This window comes from Bergeyella zoohelcum ATCC 43767 (assembly GCF_000301075.1).
Taxonomy (GTDB): domain Bacteria; phylum Bacteroidota; class Bacteroidia; order Flavobacteriales; family Weeksellaceae; genus Bergeyella; species Bergeyella zoohelcum.
This window is the reverse complement of record NZ_JH932293.1, coordinates 368,190-384,701: the sequence shown is the minus strand read 5'-3', so window position 1 is coordinate 384,701 and position 16,512 is coordinate 368,190. Positions and strand designations below refer to the sequence as shown.

Genomic DNA, 16,512 nt, shown 5'->3' with positions numbered 1-16,512 from the left:
TTCGTAAAAAATTGAGATAAAGCAAAGATAGGAAATAATGTAATTATACTCATCTGCTAATATTTTACTTATGAGTACACTGATATAAACTACTTAATTTTAGGGTGAGTCCTTCATCAGAGGAAAGGAGGTGTATTGGGTATTTTTTTCTATTTTTGTTCAAAATATTTTCCTCTATGAAAAAAAGTTTTTTGATACTTTCATCTCTACTAAGTATTTCCATTTTTGGACAAATGAAATTCCCTACTGCCAGTCCAGAAGCAGAGGTAGAACAAACGATAGGTATAGTAAAAATGCAGATTGACTACCTTCGTCCTGCTAAAAAAGGAAGAACCATATTCGGAGGTCTAGTTCCTTATGGAGAAATTTGGCGTACAGGTGCCAATGAAAATACCACCATAGAATTTTCTGATGATATTAAAATAGACAATACTACCTTAGAAAAAGGAAAATATGCCATCTATACCAAGCCAGAAAAAAATCAGTGGACTATTTACTTCTATAAAGACACTAAAAACTGGGGGCTACCCAAAGCATGGAATGACAATTTAGTTGCTTTAAAGACCACTGTGAAAAGCCAAAAACTTTCTCCCAGCTCAGAGTTTTTTACCATAGAAATTAATCCTCTTAGTAATAATGATGGGGAAATCGTGATGAAATGGGATACTACCCAAATACAAATTCCGTTTCAAACTTTTTCTCATCAAAGACTAATGGCTTACATTGATAATGGTTTATCTCAATCTACCAATGCAGGGGATTATTTTCAGGCAGGTAGTTACCTTTTGAGAATAGGTGAAAACCCCAAAAAAGCTTTAGAACTTACGGAAAAAGCCATCCAGCTAATAGACAACCCGCCAGCATACATGCTGAAACAAAAGGAACAAGCAGAGGCTCAACTGAAAAATGTAAAAAAATAAATCCTAACCCGTAAAGGATTCCTAACCAATACACTTCCGCTGTACAATAAGTATGTACACCTATTGTACAACGGAGGCGTACCTGTACTTATAATGATGTCATTCACCAAGTTCATGTAAGAGTGCTGGATCATATCAAAAAAACCTCTGAAAAAAGAATTAAAATACACCAATAACTCATCTTTAACATCATGCTAAAGAAAGATTTTTTGCTGAAATACATTGAAGATTTTTTCCAAAAACTAAATCAATTGATGCAAAAAGAACATCACCTAATGCCCTCCAATGAAATGGAAACGGCATACGATGAATTTATGAAAACCCATTTTCAAATAGGCATTCGAGAGATACACTTTTTAGATACTGAACAGTATAAGGATATCCTCTTCAATGAATCTCACAGAGGATGGATACAACTTTTTTTCCTGAAAATAGCTTATCATTTTCGTGAAAAAGAACCTCAATTTGCACAAAAATATGTAGATTTGGTACATAAAATTCGGGAATATCCTTATAAAAGCATAGCACTCATTAAGGATACTACAGAAAAGGAAGTAGAAAAACTACTGGAAAAATGGACTGCGGAAGAGCATTAAGAAAAATGCCTTTTACCATAAAATAGCATTCTGAGAAAATTTGGTATAAAAAAACATATTGGATATGAAAAAAATCATCACAATCATCGCATTTACAGTAACCACGGTACTCTATGCACAGAAAAATGAAATTCCAGAAGCCATTCCAGGACAAGAGTATGGAGCTGGCGTTTCAGAGAACATTACTTTTAATGTATATACTCCTGATGCAGCCATTGAAGAAATTGAAAAAGAAGGTAAAAAATTAGAAAACATCGTAGTTCAGGCAGAAATTACAGGGGTATGTCAGAAAAAAGGCTGCTGGATTACCTTAAAAAATAACAAAAAAGAAACCGTCTTTGTAAAAATGAAAGATTATGCATTCTTCTTACCTATCTCTAGCATGGGAAAAACAGTGCTTCTTCACGGTGAAATGGATAAAAAAGTAACTTCTGTAGAAGAACTAAAACATTATGCAAAAGACGCAAAGAAACCTAAAGAAGAAATAGAGAAAATTACCCAGCCCAAAATAGAGTATAGATTCCTCGCCAGCGGAATTAAAGTGGTAAAATAACATATTATTACACTAACCTATTCGCCTCCAAATTTTTAGGAGGCTTTTTTATAAACTTAGATTCAACTTATAAGATTTTCTTTTGTTTAAATTTTCTGAGCTTTAATACGATTTACAGACATTTTGCCAAAGTTTTTTATACCTTTAATCCATAAAATTATTTTCTTTTTTTAACTTTTACCCATTTTTACTATCCAACAGCAAGGAAAAGCAAAATGAAAGCAAGCGATGCAGAGATACTCACCATGATGAAATCCCCCCATAAAAGGGAGTTGGGGCTTCGGAAATTAATGGATACCTATCAGTCTCGTTTGTATTGGCACATCAGAAGAATGGTAGTAGAACACGAGGGGACACAAGATATTTTACAGAATACTTTCATTAAAATCTATCAAAAAATAGATGCTTTTAAAGAAGAAAGTACACTCTTTACTTGGCTGTACAAAATCGCTTCTAATGAGGCACTACAATACCTTGCTAAAGAGAAAAAAATGCCCAGAATAGGAATGGAATCTGCCAGAGACTATATGGAATCTCAGATAAATCTCCACGCAGATCCCAATGCGGAAGAAATCCAAATCCTTCTCCAGAAAGCCATTCATACGCTTCCAGAAAAACAACGCTTAGTGTTTAACTTAAGGTACTATGATGAACTACCTTATGAGGAAATCAGCCAAATAGTAGAAATGTCCGTAGGAACGCTGAAAACCAATTACCACTATGCTAAACAAAAAATAGAAATCTACATTAAAGAACATTACGAAAAAATATGAAAGAGATAGATATAGAAAAATTGCCCCGAAAAAATATCTATACCCAACCTGAAAACGCTTTTGATGTGCTTCAGAGAAGAGTCATGCAAGGTATAGAAAAAATAGAACAAGAAAGAAAACCAGCACTTCCCATTGCTAAAAATAACCTTAAGAAATACTGGGCAGTGGCGGCATCTTTTGTATTGTTATTAGGACTGGGAATAATACTCCTTTCCATTGAAAATAAACATGTTTCTTCCGAAAAAGAAATCATCGGTCATACTAAAAATGAAAATACGAAAACAATGCAAAGCCATATGATAGTGAAAAAAGATTCTGCTCAGCACTATGCAAATCATGATAACGCATCATGGGCTAATGCCAGTAATATTTCTCCTATTAAAAATGAACAGAAAATAAATAAACAAAATAAAAATTCGGTAAAACTAAAAAGCATACCCGCAGAACAGATGATTAATGTGCTTCCTGCTGAAGACATTGCTATGCTTACGCAAAATATGGAACTGGATTTATATTTAGATTTATATCAATAAAAAAAATTGACATGATGAAAAGTATTCATACAATAATATTCACCATTGCTTTATTCTTTGTTCATACTTGGGCAATGGCACAAAACATCGAACAATGGCATAAACTGGATTCCCAGCAACGAAAGGAAATTTTAGACAAACTCAGTCCAGCAGAAAGAATGGAGCTTTTCCGTAACGCCATTCTACAAGAGGTGGTTAAAAAAATGAATCTTCCACAAGATAAAATTCATGATTTTACAGAAATCTACAGCGAGTATCAGCTCAAGATTCACGCCGTAAAAGAAGCATATCCTATGCAAGAAAATCTGGGCGAACTCACAGAGGAAGAAGCAAAAAAGATTTTAAATAATAGTTTCATAGTAAGTGAAAAACTATTAGAAATAAGAAAAGAATATGCTAAAAAATTCCAAACCATTATCTCCACCCACAAAGTAATAGAACTATTTCATTACGAAGGGCGTATCCGAAAAAGAATAATGGAAAGAAAGATAAAATACAACGATGCTGATAAAAATAACAAAAACATGAAACCATAATAAGCCTTTTTTCAGGGCATATTTATCACACATTCTTTCATTTCTCCCTGAAGATATGCTAACTTAAGTTCATTCTCGATGGCTTTCATCGGGATATGGATAGGTATCATGAGCTGGCTAATTTTTTTCCAAGTGGAAATCTGTGTATGGAACTCATAAAAACCATAGCCTACTACTCCACTTTTTTCTAGGACAATAAAAGCCTTCTCTCCCAATCGTCTCCCTTCTATAGTAAATATTTTTCGGTTTTCAGACAAAGAAAATATGTTACCAAGCGTTGCTATATCCTCCTTCCAGTGGCTTTGATGAATGTATCGTAACGCTTTCATCCCTTGAGATGTGGAATAAAATTCCAGCAAAGGCTTAATATCCTTCCCCATAGAAGCTCTGGATTTCAGCTTCCATTCCTCATCAATTTCATACAGTCCAATAGGGCGTTTTTTTTCTCGAAATAACTGTTTCTGTGTAAGTATGATCTGTGCCAAAAGAGCATTTCCTACCAGTTCATACTGAACCTGAGAGGTGGACTCCTGAATGGGCATCATTCGTTTAGATTTGGCATTAAAAATTTTCTTCACTCCTCTATTGATATTTTTTACATACTCAGAGTAAAGAATTTCTCCTTTTTTATTTTGTAAATAAAAAATTCCCACCTTACTAGGCAAATCTTGGGTAAGCTGTTTTACCTTGTTCAGATAAGTTTTTGCATTGGTATCCTCATGCAGTTTTTGAATAATGGTATTTTCTACATCTTTAGAAATAAGAATTTTGAAAAGTTCCAAAGTGGCTCTAGCATCATTTTCTGCCCGATGTGCATTAGACAATGGAATCCCCAAACTTTTGACCAATTTACCTAATGAATAGCCTTCTGCATCAGGAATCAACTGCTTTGCCAGAGGGATGGTATCCAATGTTTCAATATGAAAATCATAACCTAATCTCCTAAACTCCTGCCTGAGCATTCGATAATCAAAATCAATATTATGCCCCACCAAAGTAGTCCCTTCAGTAATTTCCACTATTCTCCTCGCCAGTTCGTGGAATTTAGGTGCTGTACGCACCATCTTAGTGCTAATTCCTGTGAGCTTCTGCACATAGGGAGCAATTTCTGCCTCTGGGTTTACCAAAGAAAAAAACTGATCCATGATTTGATGCCCATCAAATTTAAAAATTGCAATATCGATGATAGATTCTTCACGATAGCCAGCACCATTGCCTTCAATATCGATGATTGTGTACATAGTTTTATCTTCTTCTCCTTCCTCCTAAGCCTAACATTCCCATAATAGCTTTTGCTCCTTCCCTCATAATGGTAGTAGTAAAAGTTCTTCCTGCACGGCTAGAAAACACTTCTTCCATCATGCTCTTTTCCTTTTTAGTAGAAGTTCTTTTGGGCGTTGGAGCTGTATTCTGATTTTCAGCATTTCTTTCTGCTCTTTCTATTCTTTCTACCAATATTTCATATGCAGATTCTTTATCTACAGTAGTAGCGTATTTTTTTACCAATGCTGAATGCTGTGTCAGCTGTTCTATTTCTATCTCAGAAAGAACATTCATTCTAGATTGTGGTGAGATAAGATAAGTATGCACCAATGGTGTAGGAATTCCTTTTTCATCTAAAGCAGTAACCAAAGCCTCTCCTATTCCTAAATTTTGAATAAGATTTTTAGCATCATAAAATGCGGATTCTGGATAGTTCTCCACTGCTTTGGTGATTTCCTTTTTATCTTTTGCTGTAAATCCTCTCAAGGCATGCTGAATTTTGAGCCCCAATTGAGATAAAACATTTTCTGGAATATCACCTGGGATTTGGGTAATGAAATAAATACCTATCCCTTTGGAACGAATGAGTTTTACCATAGTTTCTATTTGGCTCAAAAGCGTCTTGGAAGATTCTTTGAAAATCAAATGTGCCTCATCTATGAAAAGTACCAATTTAGGTTTTCCACTATCTCCTTCTTCAGGAAAAGTCATGTAAATTTCGGCAAAAAGGGAGAGCATAAAAGTGGAGAAAAGCTGTGGTTTACTCTGGATGTCTCCCACCCTAAGGATATTAATAACCCCTTTTCCTTCTCTCTTCTGAAGCAAGTCTTCCACATCAAAACTGGGTTCACCAAAAAAAGAAGTAGCTCCCTGCTGTTCTAATGCCACTATACTTCTTTGGATAGCTCCTAAAGAGGCTGGAGAAATACTTCCATAATCTTTTGCCAATGCTGCTTTGCCTTGAGGGTCTGTGGTAAGAAAATTGAGCATTTTTTTCAGGTCTTCTAAATCAATGAGCGGTAATCCATTGTCATCAGCATATTTAAAGACAATAGAAATAATACTGGACTGGGTATCATTCAATCCCAAAATTTTTGATAAGAGTATCGGTCCATATTCTGTTACAGTAGCTCTCAGTCTGACTCCTTTTTCGTCAGAAATGGTCAATAGTTCCACGGGAAACATCTGTGCTTCCCATTCCAATTGAGATTTATCATATCTTTCTTGGATAATGTTATTTTTTTCTCCTTGAGCTGCAATTCCTGAGAAATCTCCTTTAATATCTAATACCAAAGAAGGAATTCCTGCTAAAGATAATTGTTCCGCAAAAGCCTGAATTGTTTTGGTTTTTCCCGTTCCTGTAGCACCTGAAATTAGTCCATGTCTATTGATAGTTTTCAGTGGTATAGCCACTTTTACTTCAGGTATTACCTCACCATCTAAAATACCCGTTCCCAAAAGTATATTTTCACCTTTGGTTATATATCTCGGCTGAATTTGTTCTATAAATGCAGTTTTGTTTTCCATAATAGAATTACAATAGGATGAAGCAAAATTACTGAAAAAGACACTGAAAAGCGAAGAAAAACAAATAAAAAATGGCGGCACATAGTGACCACCATTTATCTGTTATACATTCCAAAACTCTCTATCTAAACTTCGATATTGAATAGCTTCGGAAATATGAGCAGGCTGTATGTTTTCTTCCCCATCTAAATCTGCTATGGTTCTGGCTACTTTCAATATTCTATCGTATGCTCTGGCTGAAAGATTAAGTTTTTGCATGGCTATTTTAATCAAATTCTGAGAAACGGCATTGAGAACACAATATTTTTCTATCTCTTTAGGTCCCATCTGTGCATTGTAATTGATTTCACTTTCTTTATATCTTTCAGTCTGTATTGTTCTGGCTTTCAATACTCTTTCTCTAATTTCTATACTTGTTTCTCCTTTTCTTTTATCCGTAAGCTGCTCAAATTCTACTTTTTGAACCTCAATATGGATATCTATTCTATCCAAAAGAGGACCTGAAAGTTTATTCATATACCTCTGCATTTCATAAGTAGAAGAGGTATTATTAGGGTCATCAGGAAAATACCCGGAAGGCGAAGGGTTCATACTGGCTACCAACATAAAACTAGCGGGATAATTTACCGTAAATTTTGCTCTGGAAATGGTAACCTCCCTATCTTCTAAAGGCTGACGCATCACTTCTAATACAGTTCTTTTAAATTCGGGCATTTCATCAAGGAAAAGTACGCCATTATGAGCCAAAGAAATCTCCCCTGGCTGCGGATAACTTCCCCCTCCTACTAAAGCAACATCAGAAATGGTATGATGCGGACTTCTGAATGGCCTTACCGTCATGAGTGAAGTTTCTGCCCCTATTTTCCCTGCTACCGAATGTATTTTAGTAGTTTCCAAAGCTTCTTTAAGGGTCAGTGGAGGTAAAATACTAGGAACTCTTTTAGCAAGCATGGTTTTACCGCTTCCTGGCGGACCGATAAGGATGATATTATGTCCGCCTGCTGCTGCCACTTCCATAGCTCTTTTTGCCGTCTCCTGCCCTTTAACTTCTGAGAAATCATAAGGAAAATGATTAATCTTTTCCTCGAACTCCTTTCGGGTATCAATGCTGGTTTGTTTAAGTGGAATACCGAGATTAAAAAAATCAATAACCTCCTTGATATTCTCCACACCATATACTTCTAATTGATTTACAATAGCAGCTTCTTTAGTATTTTGGATAGGTAATATAATTCCTTTAAACCCCTCTTCCCTAGCTTTAATAGCAATAGGCAAAACTCCTTTGATAGGCTGTAAACTTCCGTCCAAAGATAATTCCCCCATGATGATGTATTTATCTAAATCAGGTGCAGTAATCTGCTCTGAAGCAGCTAAAATTCCTATAGCAATACTCAAATCATACGCTGAACCTTCTTTTCTTTGGTCAGCAGGAGCCATATTAATCGTGATTTTTTTACCTGGTATTTTATATCCTACATTTTTCAATGCTGCAGAAATTCTATAACTACTCTCTTTAATCGCATTGTCTGGCAAACCTACCAAGTGATAACCTATTCCTTTAGCATCTACATTTACTTCTATGGTAATGGTTTGAGCAGAAACTCCGTGTATAGCACTTCCATAAACTTTTACTAGCATAGCTTTGTATTTGATAGCTAATATAATAAATAAAACCCAATTCAGTAGGAGAAAATGTAGAATTATTTTTGATTTTATTGTTGCAAAAACAATACGCAAAATCAATTTTTTACCTGATTATTTATTAGTAATATGCTCCATACTAAGTTCCTTTTACTTTATCATGACACAATGTTTCACGAGAAACATTAATATTAATAAACTGTTTTTCAAATATTTAAATACAAAATACATAAAAAATACTTTAAAATAAATTCAGCGTAATGAAATCATTAAAAATAAAAGGAATAATCTTTGATTAAAAGTACAAAAAAATACAAAATGAAAACTATTAAATTATCACTACTATTAGCATCCAATATATTCTTAGGACAAAACCTCATTGACATGGTCCAAAAAAACATAAACAGAGGCATCATCTATAAAAATAATGATACTACAATAGAGGGAAAAATCACTACACCACTTTCTGCCTATCAAAAATATATCAAAATAAGAAATGCTGGGGAAAATCTGAATATAGAGAGCAAAGAAATTGATTCCATTGTGTACAATGAATACCCTAACACAGCAATACTATTTACATCCACTGTATATTATCCTAAAAGAAAAAGTACAGATAAAAAAATAAAAAGAAAAGAATGGATAAAAAGAATCATACATGGTAAACTATCTCTCTATGAAACTACCTATATAGAACACAGAAAAGAATATAGTAAAAGTAACACATATTACTTTTTAAAAAGAGATAATGAAAATCATCCTACACTGATTGGAACAAGGACGAACGAACCTTTTCCTAATACCAATGAAAGAGTTTTCAAAAACAATATAGAAAAATACTTTTCTGATGAACCCGACTTCTTAAAACAAATAAAACAAAAAGAATATTCCCTAAATGAGCTGAGATTAATCTGTAAGGAATACAATCAATGAAGCGAAAATAAAATAAAAAAATAACTGTAACTTTTTTAAAAAAAACAATAGATGTTTCCCGTGAAACATCTATTGTAAAAACGAAAACAAAATACTATTATTGCAACATAAAATAAGGTATGAAAAAACGAATATTCGGAATCATCACTACTACCCTACTCTATGGCTGTACCATAAATCAAAGTAATATTGATATAAAAAACGGTGATTTTATTTTTATAGAAGCAGAAACCAAAAAATTATCTGGAGCCATTAGCAGAGTAACAAAAAATGAAAAATCCATCATTTCATTTGATCATATTGCAATGATAGAAACCGATGGGGAAAACCATTTCGTATTAGAGGCCACTACTGGAAAAGGTTCTCATAGAGAAAATCTAAAAACCTATCTTAAAAGACATAAAAAAGAAAATAGAATACTTCATATTTATCGACTCAAAAAAGAATATTTACCATGCTTAGATGATGCCATTCCCACAGCAAAAACCATGCTCGGCAAACCTTATAACTACACCTACACTCCGAATGAGAATGAATACTATTGTTCTGATTTTATAGAACGAGCTTTTAGAAATTGTAGTATCTTTGACCTCCAACCTATGACATTTATCAATCCCGAAACAGGAAAAACTGATGAATATTGGCTACAGCATTACCAGCAACTGAATGCCAAAATACCAGAAGGCGAGCTGGGATGTAACCCAAATGGAATGTCTAAATCCGACAAAATTTATAAAATTGGAACCCTAAAATAAATGGAATGAAAATCAAAGACCATTTCCTTTCCCAAGAAGAATTTGAACTCCGAGAAACAGAAATTTCTGGAGTTTTAAAAACCTACCCTATTCCTGAAAATATAAGCCAGTATTACGAAAGTAAAAATTATATTTCCCACCATCAAGATAGTGGTAGCCTGAAAGAAACAATCTATAAATTCCTACAAAAATTCAACTTAAAATATAAAAAGAAAATTTTACAAAAAGCTACAAGCAGGAAACAGGATACCAGCCATGAAAATGAGAAAATGGAAAAGCCTAATGCCTCTAGCCTACCGTCTATCTCTATATTAGACTATGGTTGTGGTGCTGGAGAGTTTGTAAAATATATTTCCAAAGAATACCGAACCTTCGGCTATGAACCCAATTCAAATGCCAGAACTTTTGCCCAACAAAAAAACAATGTAACCACTTTTCTCTCCTCCCCTACCCTCTCCGAGATAGAAAATGAAAGTTTAGATGCCATCACGCTTTGGCATGTTTTTGAGCATATAGAAAACCAAAAGGAAGTGTTGGATATTTTTCATCAAAAATTAAAACCTCAGGGGAAACTCATAATTGCTGTTCCCAATCCTAACTCTTACGATGCTCAACACTACAAGGAGTTTTGGGCAGCCTATGATGTGCCTCGCCACATTTTTCACTTTTCCAAAGCAGGCATGCTGAGACTAATGAACAACGAACAATGGCAAGTGCAAAAAATAGCCCCTCTCCTACTGGACTCATTTTATATTTCACTACTGAGTGAAAAATACAAGAAAAATCCGCTTTTTTGGTTTTTTGGAGGTCTCCACGGAGCAATTTCTAATTTTAAAGCATTAAAAACAGGAGATTTTTCTAGTTTGATATATATAGTCGAAAAAAAATAGAAAATGGATTTTTGATATATTTCTGAAGGTCGATTTTTTACAGATTTCCAGAAAATGGATAAAAAACAACATTCGATGGATATGGAAGGACTTGTATCTGATTTTATATTAATTTTTATCTTCATCATTCTTCCCATAATTTTTGGGTGGGCACTCTACTATATTCCAAAAATTTTTGGAGATAAAGGAATCGGGAAAATTTTGAGTTTTTCTTACTTCATTTTGCTGATAAGCTTTATACTTTACTTAAAGTATGAAGATTTATTTTTTTATGAAAATAATGTTAAAGAATTCCTAGCAGAACAAGATATTATCCTTAAAGAGGATTTTAGAATTCTCAAAAACGAATCTCATTCTTCAATTGGTGATTATTACCATACTTTTACACTTTCCATTTCTTCAGGAGACCAACAAAGAATTATCCAGCAGATAAAATCCTCAGAAAATTATAAAACTCAAAAAGATAGTGTAAATTACTTTATTTATTTGAATAGATTGGATAAAAAAATAATTCAAAACTATGAAACGAATAGCTCCTATGTAAGAGAATATTTCCAACCCAATAGCGAAGGCTATGCCCCCACTTTTAGAAGAATTTCTATTCAAAAAACGAAAAATGAATTGGTTTTCGAAGATATTGATGAGTAAATATATCGAAGCTATCTCGACTTATTTGATAACAATACCCCTTAACAAGTAAAGAAAATTAAGTATAAAAACTTTTTATTAAAAATCTATAAATAGAGCTATGAGAAATGTTTAGCTCAATAAGTTTCATTATTTTTCTGATACTCTATTAAGGTTTTTAGACTTTGACAAAGTGCTTTGAAATAGTAAAAATTGAGTAAAATAAAAAGTCAAGATGAGTTCATCAAAAAAAATCATCATCATATGTGTCATTCTTTCTTTCTTCAAAAACAGTCATTACAGAAATTATCTTCAATTTCAATTCTTCACTATAATCATCTTCAAAGATTATGGAATAAATAATTTCATTTAAAAGTGACTTATCTATAAAATTATCAGCAACAAGGACTGATATATTCTCCATTTCTCTAATAAATTTGCCCACTATATATCCAAATCCATTAAATTCTAGAAACATTGCTCCTATTGCAATTGAGGTTCTTTTATTTCCGTCTTCAAAAGCATGATTTTTATTAATAGAAAATACCAAATGAGTTAGTTTATCCTCAAATTTTGGATAATAATCATTCTCTTGGACAAAACTAAGAGGACTTTCCAAATATCCTATATTCTTTACTCCATTTAACCCACCTGAAATCTTGATAATTTCATCGTGTTTTTCAATAATATCTTCTATTTTGGGATATATCAAAGTTAACATTATCTATCTCTTAGACGTTTAAATACATCTTTATTTTCTTCAAATCTTTTACTTAAAGCCATACTATGCTCTCCTAAGAATTTTTCAAAATCTTCCTCTGAAATTTCTTTTATATAATTCTCTAATTTCTGATGTAGAACATCTCTAAAAACTAAATCTCTACTTGCCATCAATTGTCTTGCTTGATTAATAGAATTTTCCATTAAAAATTCTGCCCTCTTTGCAAAATCATTAAAGATATAATGAGCTTCCGTCAAAGTAAGTTTATCCCCTTTTTTGTGATATTCTAATTCTAACTCTTTCGCAAAACCATTTTCATAATCTGAGATAATTCTCAAAACTTCGGAATACAAAGTCGCCCTAACACTATCTGATTTAGATAAATTTAATATTTTTTTATATTCTTTCGCCTTTTCATTAAAAATACTTTTATACACTTTATCTGTCAATTGAGCATATTTAAAGTTATTTTTAACAATATAAAAATCAATAGCATTTGTAAATTTCTTTCTGCAATCAAACTCATTAATAGCTGATTCTAAATACTTTTCTTCTCTTTGGTTAATATATTTCGTATGCCCTTCAGCTCTTTGATTCAGAACATCTATCACAATATCCAGTATCAAAGAACGAACCTGCCGTGCTCTCTCCGATTCTGATAAAAGCATACCTATATTTAATAGAGATTTAAAAGTAAATACACCTAAAGAAGGAGCTTTATTAATTCTATCGTATAACGATATATTATTTTTTAAAATTTCATCTTTAAAATCTCGAAGTTTTTGTCCCGTAAATACCTCATAACCACTATACTGAATTTCAGATTCGTGATTTTCTATCAATCGCTCTATTGTTCTTGTATCTACCTCATAAAAATCAATGATTTGTTCTTTGGTAAATCTATATTTTTTATCAAAGAAAATCCCATCATAGCCAATTGCCTCATAAATCTTAGGTATTGCAATATTATTATTCAATATATTTTTCCTATGTACGGAAGAATTTACCAAATCTTGTTTCATAATAGTTTTTATCTAATTAAACCATTAAATATCAATAACTTAATGTAAAAATTACTGATGTCTCCGACATGAATGTCGGAGACATCAAATTTTATATTGTAAATCAATACATTACTTATTAACCGCTGCTACTCCAGGAAGCTCCAAACCTTCAAGGCTTTCTAACATTGCTCCCCCACCTGTAGAAACATAAGAAACCTTATCTGCATAGCCAAATTGCTTTACAAAAGCTACAGAATCTCCTCCGCCTACGAGAGAAAAAGCATCTAACTTCGTTGCTTCTGCAATACTATCACCTAAAGATTTAGTTCCTTCAGCAAAATTAGACATTTCAAAAACTCCTAATGGTCCATTCCAGAGAATAGTACGAGAATTCATGATTACATCATTATTCATAGTGCATGTTTTCGCACCTACATCTAATCCCATCCATCCCTCAGGAATTTCATCTGCTGGAACTTCTTTTCTATCGGCATCGTTATTAAAAGCATCTGCTGCAATCACATCTACAGGAATGTACACCTTTACATTCTGGGCTTTCGCCTTCTGTAAAATATCCAAAGCCAAATCCAATTTATCCTCCTCTACCAAAGAACTACCAATGTTTCCACCTTGTGCTTTGATAAAAGTAAAGGCCATACCGCCACCGATAATCAAGTTATCCACCGCAGGAAGAATATTTTCTATAATCGTGATTTTAGTAGAAACTTTAGACCCTCCCAGAATGGCTGTTACAGGTTTTTCCCCAGAATGAAGTACCTTATCTATCGCCTCTAATTCATGAGCCATTAATAAACCGAAAAACTTAGTTTCAGGAAAAAACTGAGCAATCACCGCTGTGGAAGCATGAGCTCTGTGGGCTGTACCGAAAGCATCATTCACATAGACATCCCCTAACTTAGCAAGTTGTTCAGCAAAAGCCAGATCACCAGACTCTTCTTCTGCATGGAAACGAAGATTTTCCAAAAGTAAAACTTCTCCAGCTTTTAATTCTGCTACCATTTTTTCTGCCTCCTCCCCTATACAATTAGGAGCAAATTTTACTTCTCTGCCCAGTACTTTAGCTACTTCTGAAACAATTTGAGCCAAAGAAAACTCTTCATTTACTTTTCCTTTAGGTCTTCCTAGGTGTGTCATGATGACCACTGCCCCACCGTCATTAAGAATTTTATCTATAGTCGGTTTTGCTGCTACAATGCGGGTATTATCGGTTACTTTTTTATCAGCATCTTGAGGTACATTAAAATCCACACGCACCAATGCTTTTTTGCCAGAAAAATTGAAATTTTTGATTGTTTTCATAAGAGAGAGTTGAAATTTTATATAGCACAAAAATACAAATATTCCCTTGAACTTTATGTTTTCTTCTCCATTCATTTTTCACAAAACATATTCATCATCATCAGTACTTTTTTTCTTAATTAATAAAAAAATAATACGGAGGCTGTTGTTAAGTGTTTGTGAATTTGTGGATAATTATTAGGTACTGACTTATACCGATTTTATTCTCATTTTTAGCATTACTTTTGTGAATAATATTAATCTGATAATCATTATATTAAGTATTTTATTCACAATTATGGATTATTATTATTGATGAATCATGCGTATAACAATTTTCAGAAAATATATAGAAAAGGTCTTTTGAAAATTTTTATAAAAAAGTATTGTATTTATCATTCATTTTTTCCATTATGCTTTATTTTGATTGGTACAAGTATTTTTTATTCTTATTTTTCCATAGTTATTCACATTTTGACTCACATTTTTTCATTTCGGCTTAATTTTTTCATTATTAAATCATTAAACTTAGGTAGATTTTTCAGTTGATTCATTATCAGTAGAGTATATTTTATTTCTAAAATGAACCGATGTGGATAACCTATTTTTATTTGAACTTGATGGTGAAAATATATTCTAATTTTCATTTTTTTCCTTTATTTTTGTCAGGAAAACAATGAATAACACATAAAAACTTATGAAAAAAATAGCGATTGCTTGTGATCATGCAGGTTTTGAATACAAAGAATTTTTAAAAGAGCAGTTGAAAGGAAAATATGAAATCACGGATTATGGTACGCATTCTTTGGATTCGGTAGATTATCCAGATTTTGTGCATCCAGCGGCTTCATCTGTAGAAAATGGAGAGAATGAATTTGGGATATTAATATGTGGAAGTGGACAGGGAGTACAGCTTACTGCGAATAAGCACAAGGGTATAAGATGTGCTTTGTGTTGGATGCCCGAGTTAGGTGCTTTAGCAAGACAGCACAATAATTGTAATATGGTGGCTATTCCAGCTCGTTTTATAGCGAAGGAGTTGGCATTAGAGATCGTAAATACCTTCCTTACTACAGATTTTGAAGGCGGAAGACATCAGGGAAGGGTAGATAAAATTGCTTTTTGTTAAATCAATAAATTAAATATCATTATGAAAAAATTATTATTATTCCTATTCTTAGGGTGGGCAGTAGCTTTCTCCTTTGGACAAAATAGGGTACGAGGTAACGGAAAAGTAACTACACAAACCCGAAATATCTCAGGCTATAGTGGTGTGGTACTCAAAGGGAGTTTAGATGTGGTGCTTACTCCGAAGGAACAAGGAAAAATTACCATTTCGGCAGAGGAAAATATTATTCCTATTATCACTACGAAAATAGTCAATGGTAATTTAGAAATCTCATTCAAGGAAAATATAAGCGTTTCTTATAAGAAAGGGGCAACTGTTTATGTTCCTTCTACTGGAGTGAATAAAATAGAACTTTCAGGCTCAGGAGATATAGAAAATCAAGACATTTTAAAAACACAATTGTTAACACTTCATTTAAGAGGTTCGGGAGATATTAAACTGAATGTCAGTGCAGCATCCATATCAGCTCAGCTCATCGGCTCGGGAGATATGGAACTGAAAGGAAACACTAAAGATTTTAATATAGACCTTAGAGGCTCTGGAGATGTATCTGCTTATCAGCTTAGTAGTCAAAAAGTAGAAGCTACTCTAGTAGGCTCTGGAGATATAGAAGTGAATGCTTCATCTCATTTTAAAGGAGATGTAAAGGGTTCAGGAGATATAAAAGTGAAAGGCAACCCTTCTGATGTTGAAAAGAAAATCAAAGGTTCAGGAACGATAAAAATATTATAAAAAAAAATAAAGCCTTGTCGTTACATGACAAGGCTTTTTGATTAAATTTTGATACAGACCAATGGCTAAAAGTCATCAGT

Annotated in this window: 18 protein-coding genes; 12 read left to right on the top strand and 6 right to left on the bottom strand. The window is 33.2% G+C overall.

Features of this window, described 5'->3' with window-relative positions; genetic code table 11:
• The first annotated feature begins 176 nt into the window (after window positions 1-176).
• From HMPREF9699_RS01785 to HMPREF9699_RS01760, 6 genes are all read left to right on the top strand, one after another.
• Window positions 177-920, top strand: a complete 744-nt coding sequence (locus HMPREF9699_RS01785) for a DUF2911 domain-containing protein (RefSeq protein WP_002661883.1) — start codon at window positions 177-179, stop codon at window positions 918-920.
• Between the two features lie 191 nt (window positions 921-1,111).
• Window positions 1,112-1,516, top strand: a complete 405-nt coding sequence (locus tag HMPREF9699_RS01780) for a hypothetical protein (protein WP_002661882.1) — start codon at window positions 1,112-1,114, stop codon at window positions 1,514-1,516.
• Between the two features lie 64 nt (window positions 1,517-1,580).
• Window positions 1,581-2,069, top strand: coding sequence for a DUF4920 domain-containing protein (locus tag HMPREF9699_RS01775; RefSeq protein ID WP_002661881.1), 489 nt, complete (start codon window positions 1,581-1,583; stop codon window positions 2,067-2,069).
• 215 nt (window positions 2,070-2,284) lie between these two features.
• Entirely contained in the window at window positions 2,285-2,842 is a 558-nt protein-coding gene (locus HMPREF9699_RS01770) for an RNA polymerase sigma factor (protein WP_002661880.1), read from the top strand.
• Window positions 2,839-3,375, top strand: coding sequence for a hypothetical protein (locus tag HMPREF9699_RS01765; RefSeq protein WP_002661879.1), 537 nt, complete (start codon window positions 2,839-2,841; stop codon window positions 3,373-3,375). The genes HMPREF9699_RS01770 and HMPREF9699_RS01765 overlap by 4 nt, the downstream gene beginning before the upstream one ends.
• Before the next feature lie 11 nt (window positions 3,376-3,386).
• Entirely contained in the window at window positions 3,387-3,911 is a 525-nt protein-coding gene (locus tag HMPREF9699_RS01760; RefSeq protein ID WP_002661877.1) for a hypothetical protein, read from the top strand.
• A gap of 11 nt (window positions 3,912-3,922) precedes the next feature.
• Here HMPREF9699_RS01760 and HMPREF9699_RS01755 read toward each other — a convergent pair whose 3' ends face one another.
• The 3 genes from HMPREF9699_RS01755 to HMPREF9699_RS01745 form a co-directional block, all read right to left on the bottom strand.
• Window positions 3,923-5,152: a 3'-5' exonuclease gene (locus tag HMPREF9699_RS01755; protein ID WP_002661876.1), complete on the bottom strand. Its 1,230-nt coding sequence runs from the start codon at window positions 5,150-5,152 to the stop codon at window positions 3,923-3,925.
• A gap of 4 nt (window positions 5,153-5,156) precedes the next feature.
• On the bottom strand, window positions 5,157-6,701 hold the full coding sequence (locus HMPREF9699_RS01750; RefSeq protein WP_002661873.1) for a helicase HerA-like domain-containing protein: 1,545 nt from the start codon (window positions 6,699-6,701) through the stop codon (window positions 5,157-5,159).
• Between the two features lie 102 nt (window positions 6,702-6,803).
• Window positions 6,804-8,339 (bottom strand): YifB family Mg chelatase-like AAA ATPase, encoded by a 1,536-nt coding sequence (locus tag HMPREF9699_RS01745; protein WP_002661872.1) that lies wholly within the window; start codon window positions 8,337-8,339, stop codon window positions 6,804-6,806.
• 321 nt (window positions 8,340-8,660) lie between these two features.
• Here HMPREF9699_RS01745 and HMPREF9699_RS01740 point away from each other — a divergent pair, with 321 nt between their 5' ends.
• From HMPREF9699_RS01740 to HMPREF9699_RS01725, 4 genes are all read left to right on the top strand, one after another.
• Window positions 8,661-9,275 (top strand): hypothetical protein, encoded by a 615-nt coding sequence (locus HMPREF9699_RS01740; RefSeq protein ID WP_002661870.1) that lies wholly within the window; start codon window positions 8,661-8,663, stop codon window positions 9,273-9,275.
• Between the two features lie 119 nt (window positions 9,276-9,394).
• Window positions 9,395-10,030 carry a YiiX/YebB-like N1pC/P60 family cysteine hydrolase gene (locus HMPREF9699_RS01735; protein ID WP_002661869.1) on the top strand — a complete coding sequence of 212 codons (636 nt, stop codon included), beginning with the start codon at window positions 9,395-9,397 and terminating at the stop codon, window positions 10,028-10,030.
• Between the two features lie 5 nt (window positions 10,031-10,035).
• Window positions 10,036-10,920 (top strand): class I SAM-dependent methyltransferase, encoded by an 885-nt coding sequence (locus HMPREF9699_RS01730; RefSeq protein WP_002661866.1) that lies wholly within the window; start codon window positions 10,036-10,038, stop codon window positions 10,918-10,920.
• Window positions 10,921-11,001: 81 nt separating this feature from the next.
• Complete coding sequence (locus tag HMPREF9699_RS01725; RefSeq protein ID WP_245946099.1) at window positions 11,002-11,568, top strand: hypothetical protein; 567 nt, start codon at window positions 11,002-11,004, stop codon at window positions 11,566-11,568.
• Between the two features lie 223 nt (window positions 11,569-11,791).
• On the opposite strand, the gene HMPREF9699_RS01720 is transcribed toward HMPREF9699_RS01725, so the two are convergent.
• The 3 genes from HMPREF9699_RS01720 to HMPREF9699_RS01710 all read right to left on the bottom strand — a co-directional run bounded on the left by HMPREF9699_RS01720 (window position 11,792) and on the right by HMPREF9699_RS01710 (window position 14,592).
• Window positions 11,792-12,268: a type II toxin-antitoxin system death-on-curing family toxin gene (locus tag HMPREF9699_RS01720; protein ID WP_002661864.1), complete on the bottom strand. Its 477-nt coding sequence runs from the start codon at window positions 12,266-12,268 to the stop codon at window positions 11,792-11,794.
• Window positions 12,268-13,290, bottom strand: coding sequence for a hypothetical protein (locus HMPREF9699_RS01715; protein WP_002661863.1), 1,023 nt, complete (start codon window positions 13,288-13,290; stop codon window positions 12,268-12,270). Before HMPREF9699_RS01715 ends, HMPREF9699_RS01720 begins: the two co-directional genes overlap by 1 nt.
• Before the next feature lie 111 nt (window positions 13,291-13,401).
• Window positions 13,402-14,592: a phosphoglycerate kinase gene (locus HMPREF9699_RS01710; protein WP_034986045.1), complete on the bottom strand. Its 1,191-nt coding sequence runs from the start codon at window positions 14,590-14,592 to the stop codon at window positions 13,402-13,404.
• A 676-nt stretch (window positions 14,593-15,268) separates the two neighbouring features.
• On the opposite strand from HMPREF9699_RS01710, the gene rpiB reads away from it, so the two are divergent.
• Entirely contained in the window at window positions 15,269-15,700 is a 432-nt protein-coding gene (gene rpiB / locus HMPREF9699_RS01705) for a ribose 5-phosphate isomerase B (protein ID WP_002661857.1), read from the top strand.
• Between the two features lie 21 nt (window positions 15,701-15,721).
• Entirely contained in the window at window positions 15,722-16,432 is a 711-nt protein-coding gene (locus HMPREF9699_RS01700; RefSeq protein ID WP_002661856.1) for a head GIN domain-containing protein, read from the top strand.
• The last annotated feature ends 80 nt before the right edge of the window (window positions 16,433-16,512 follow it).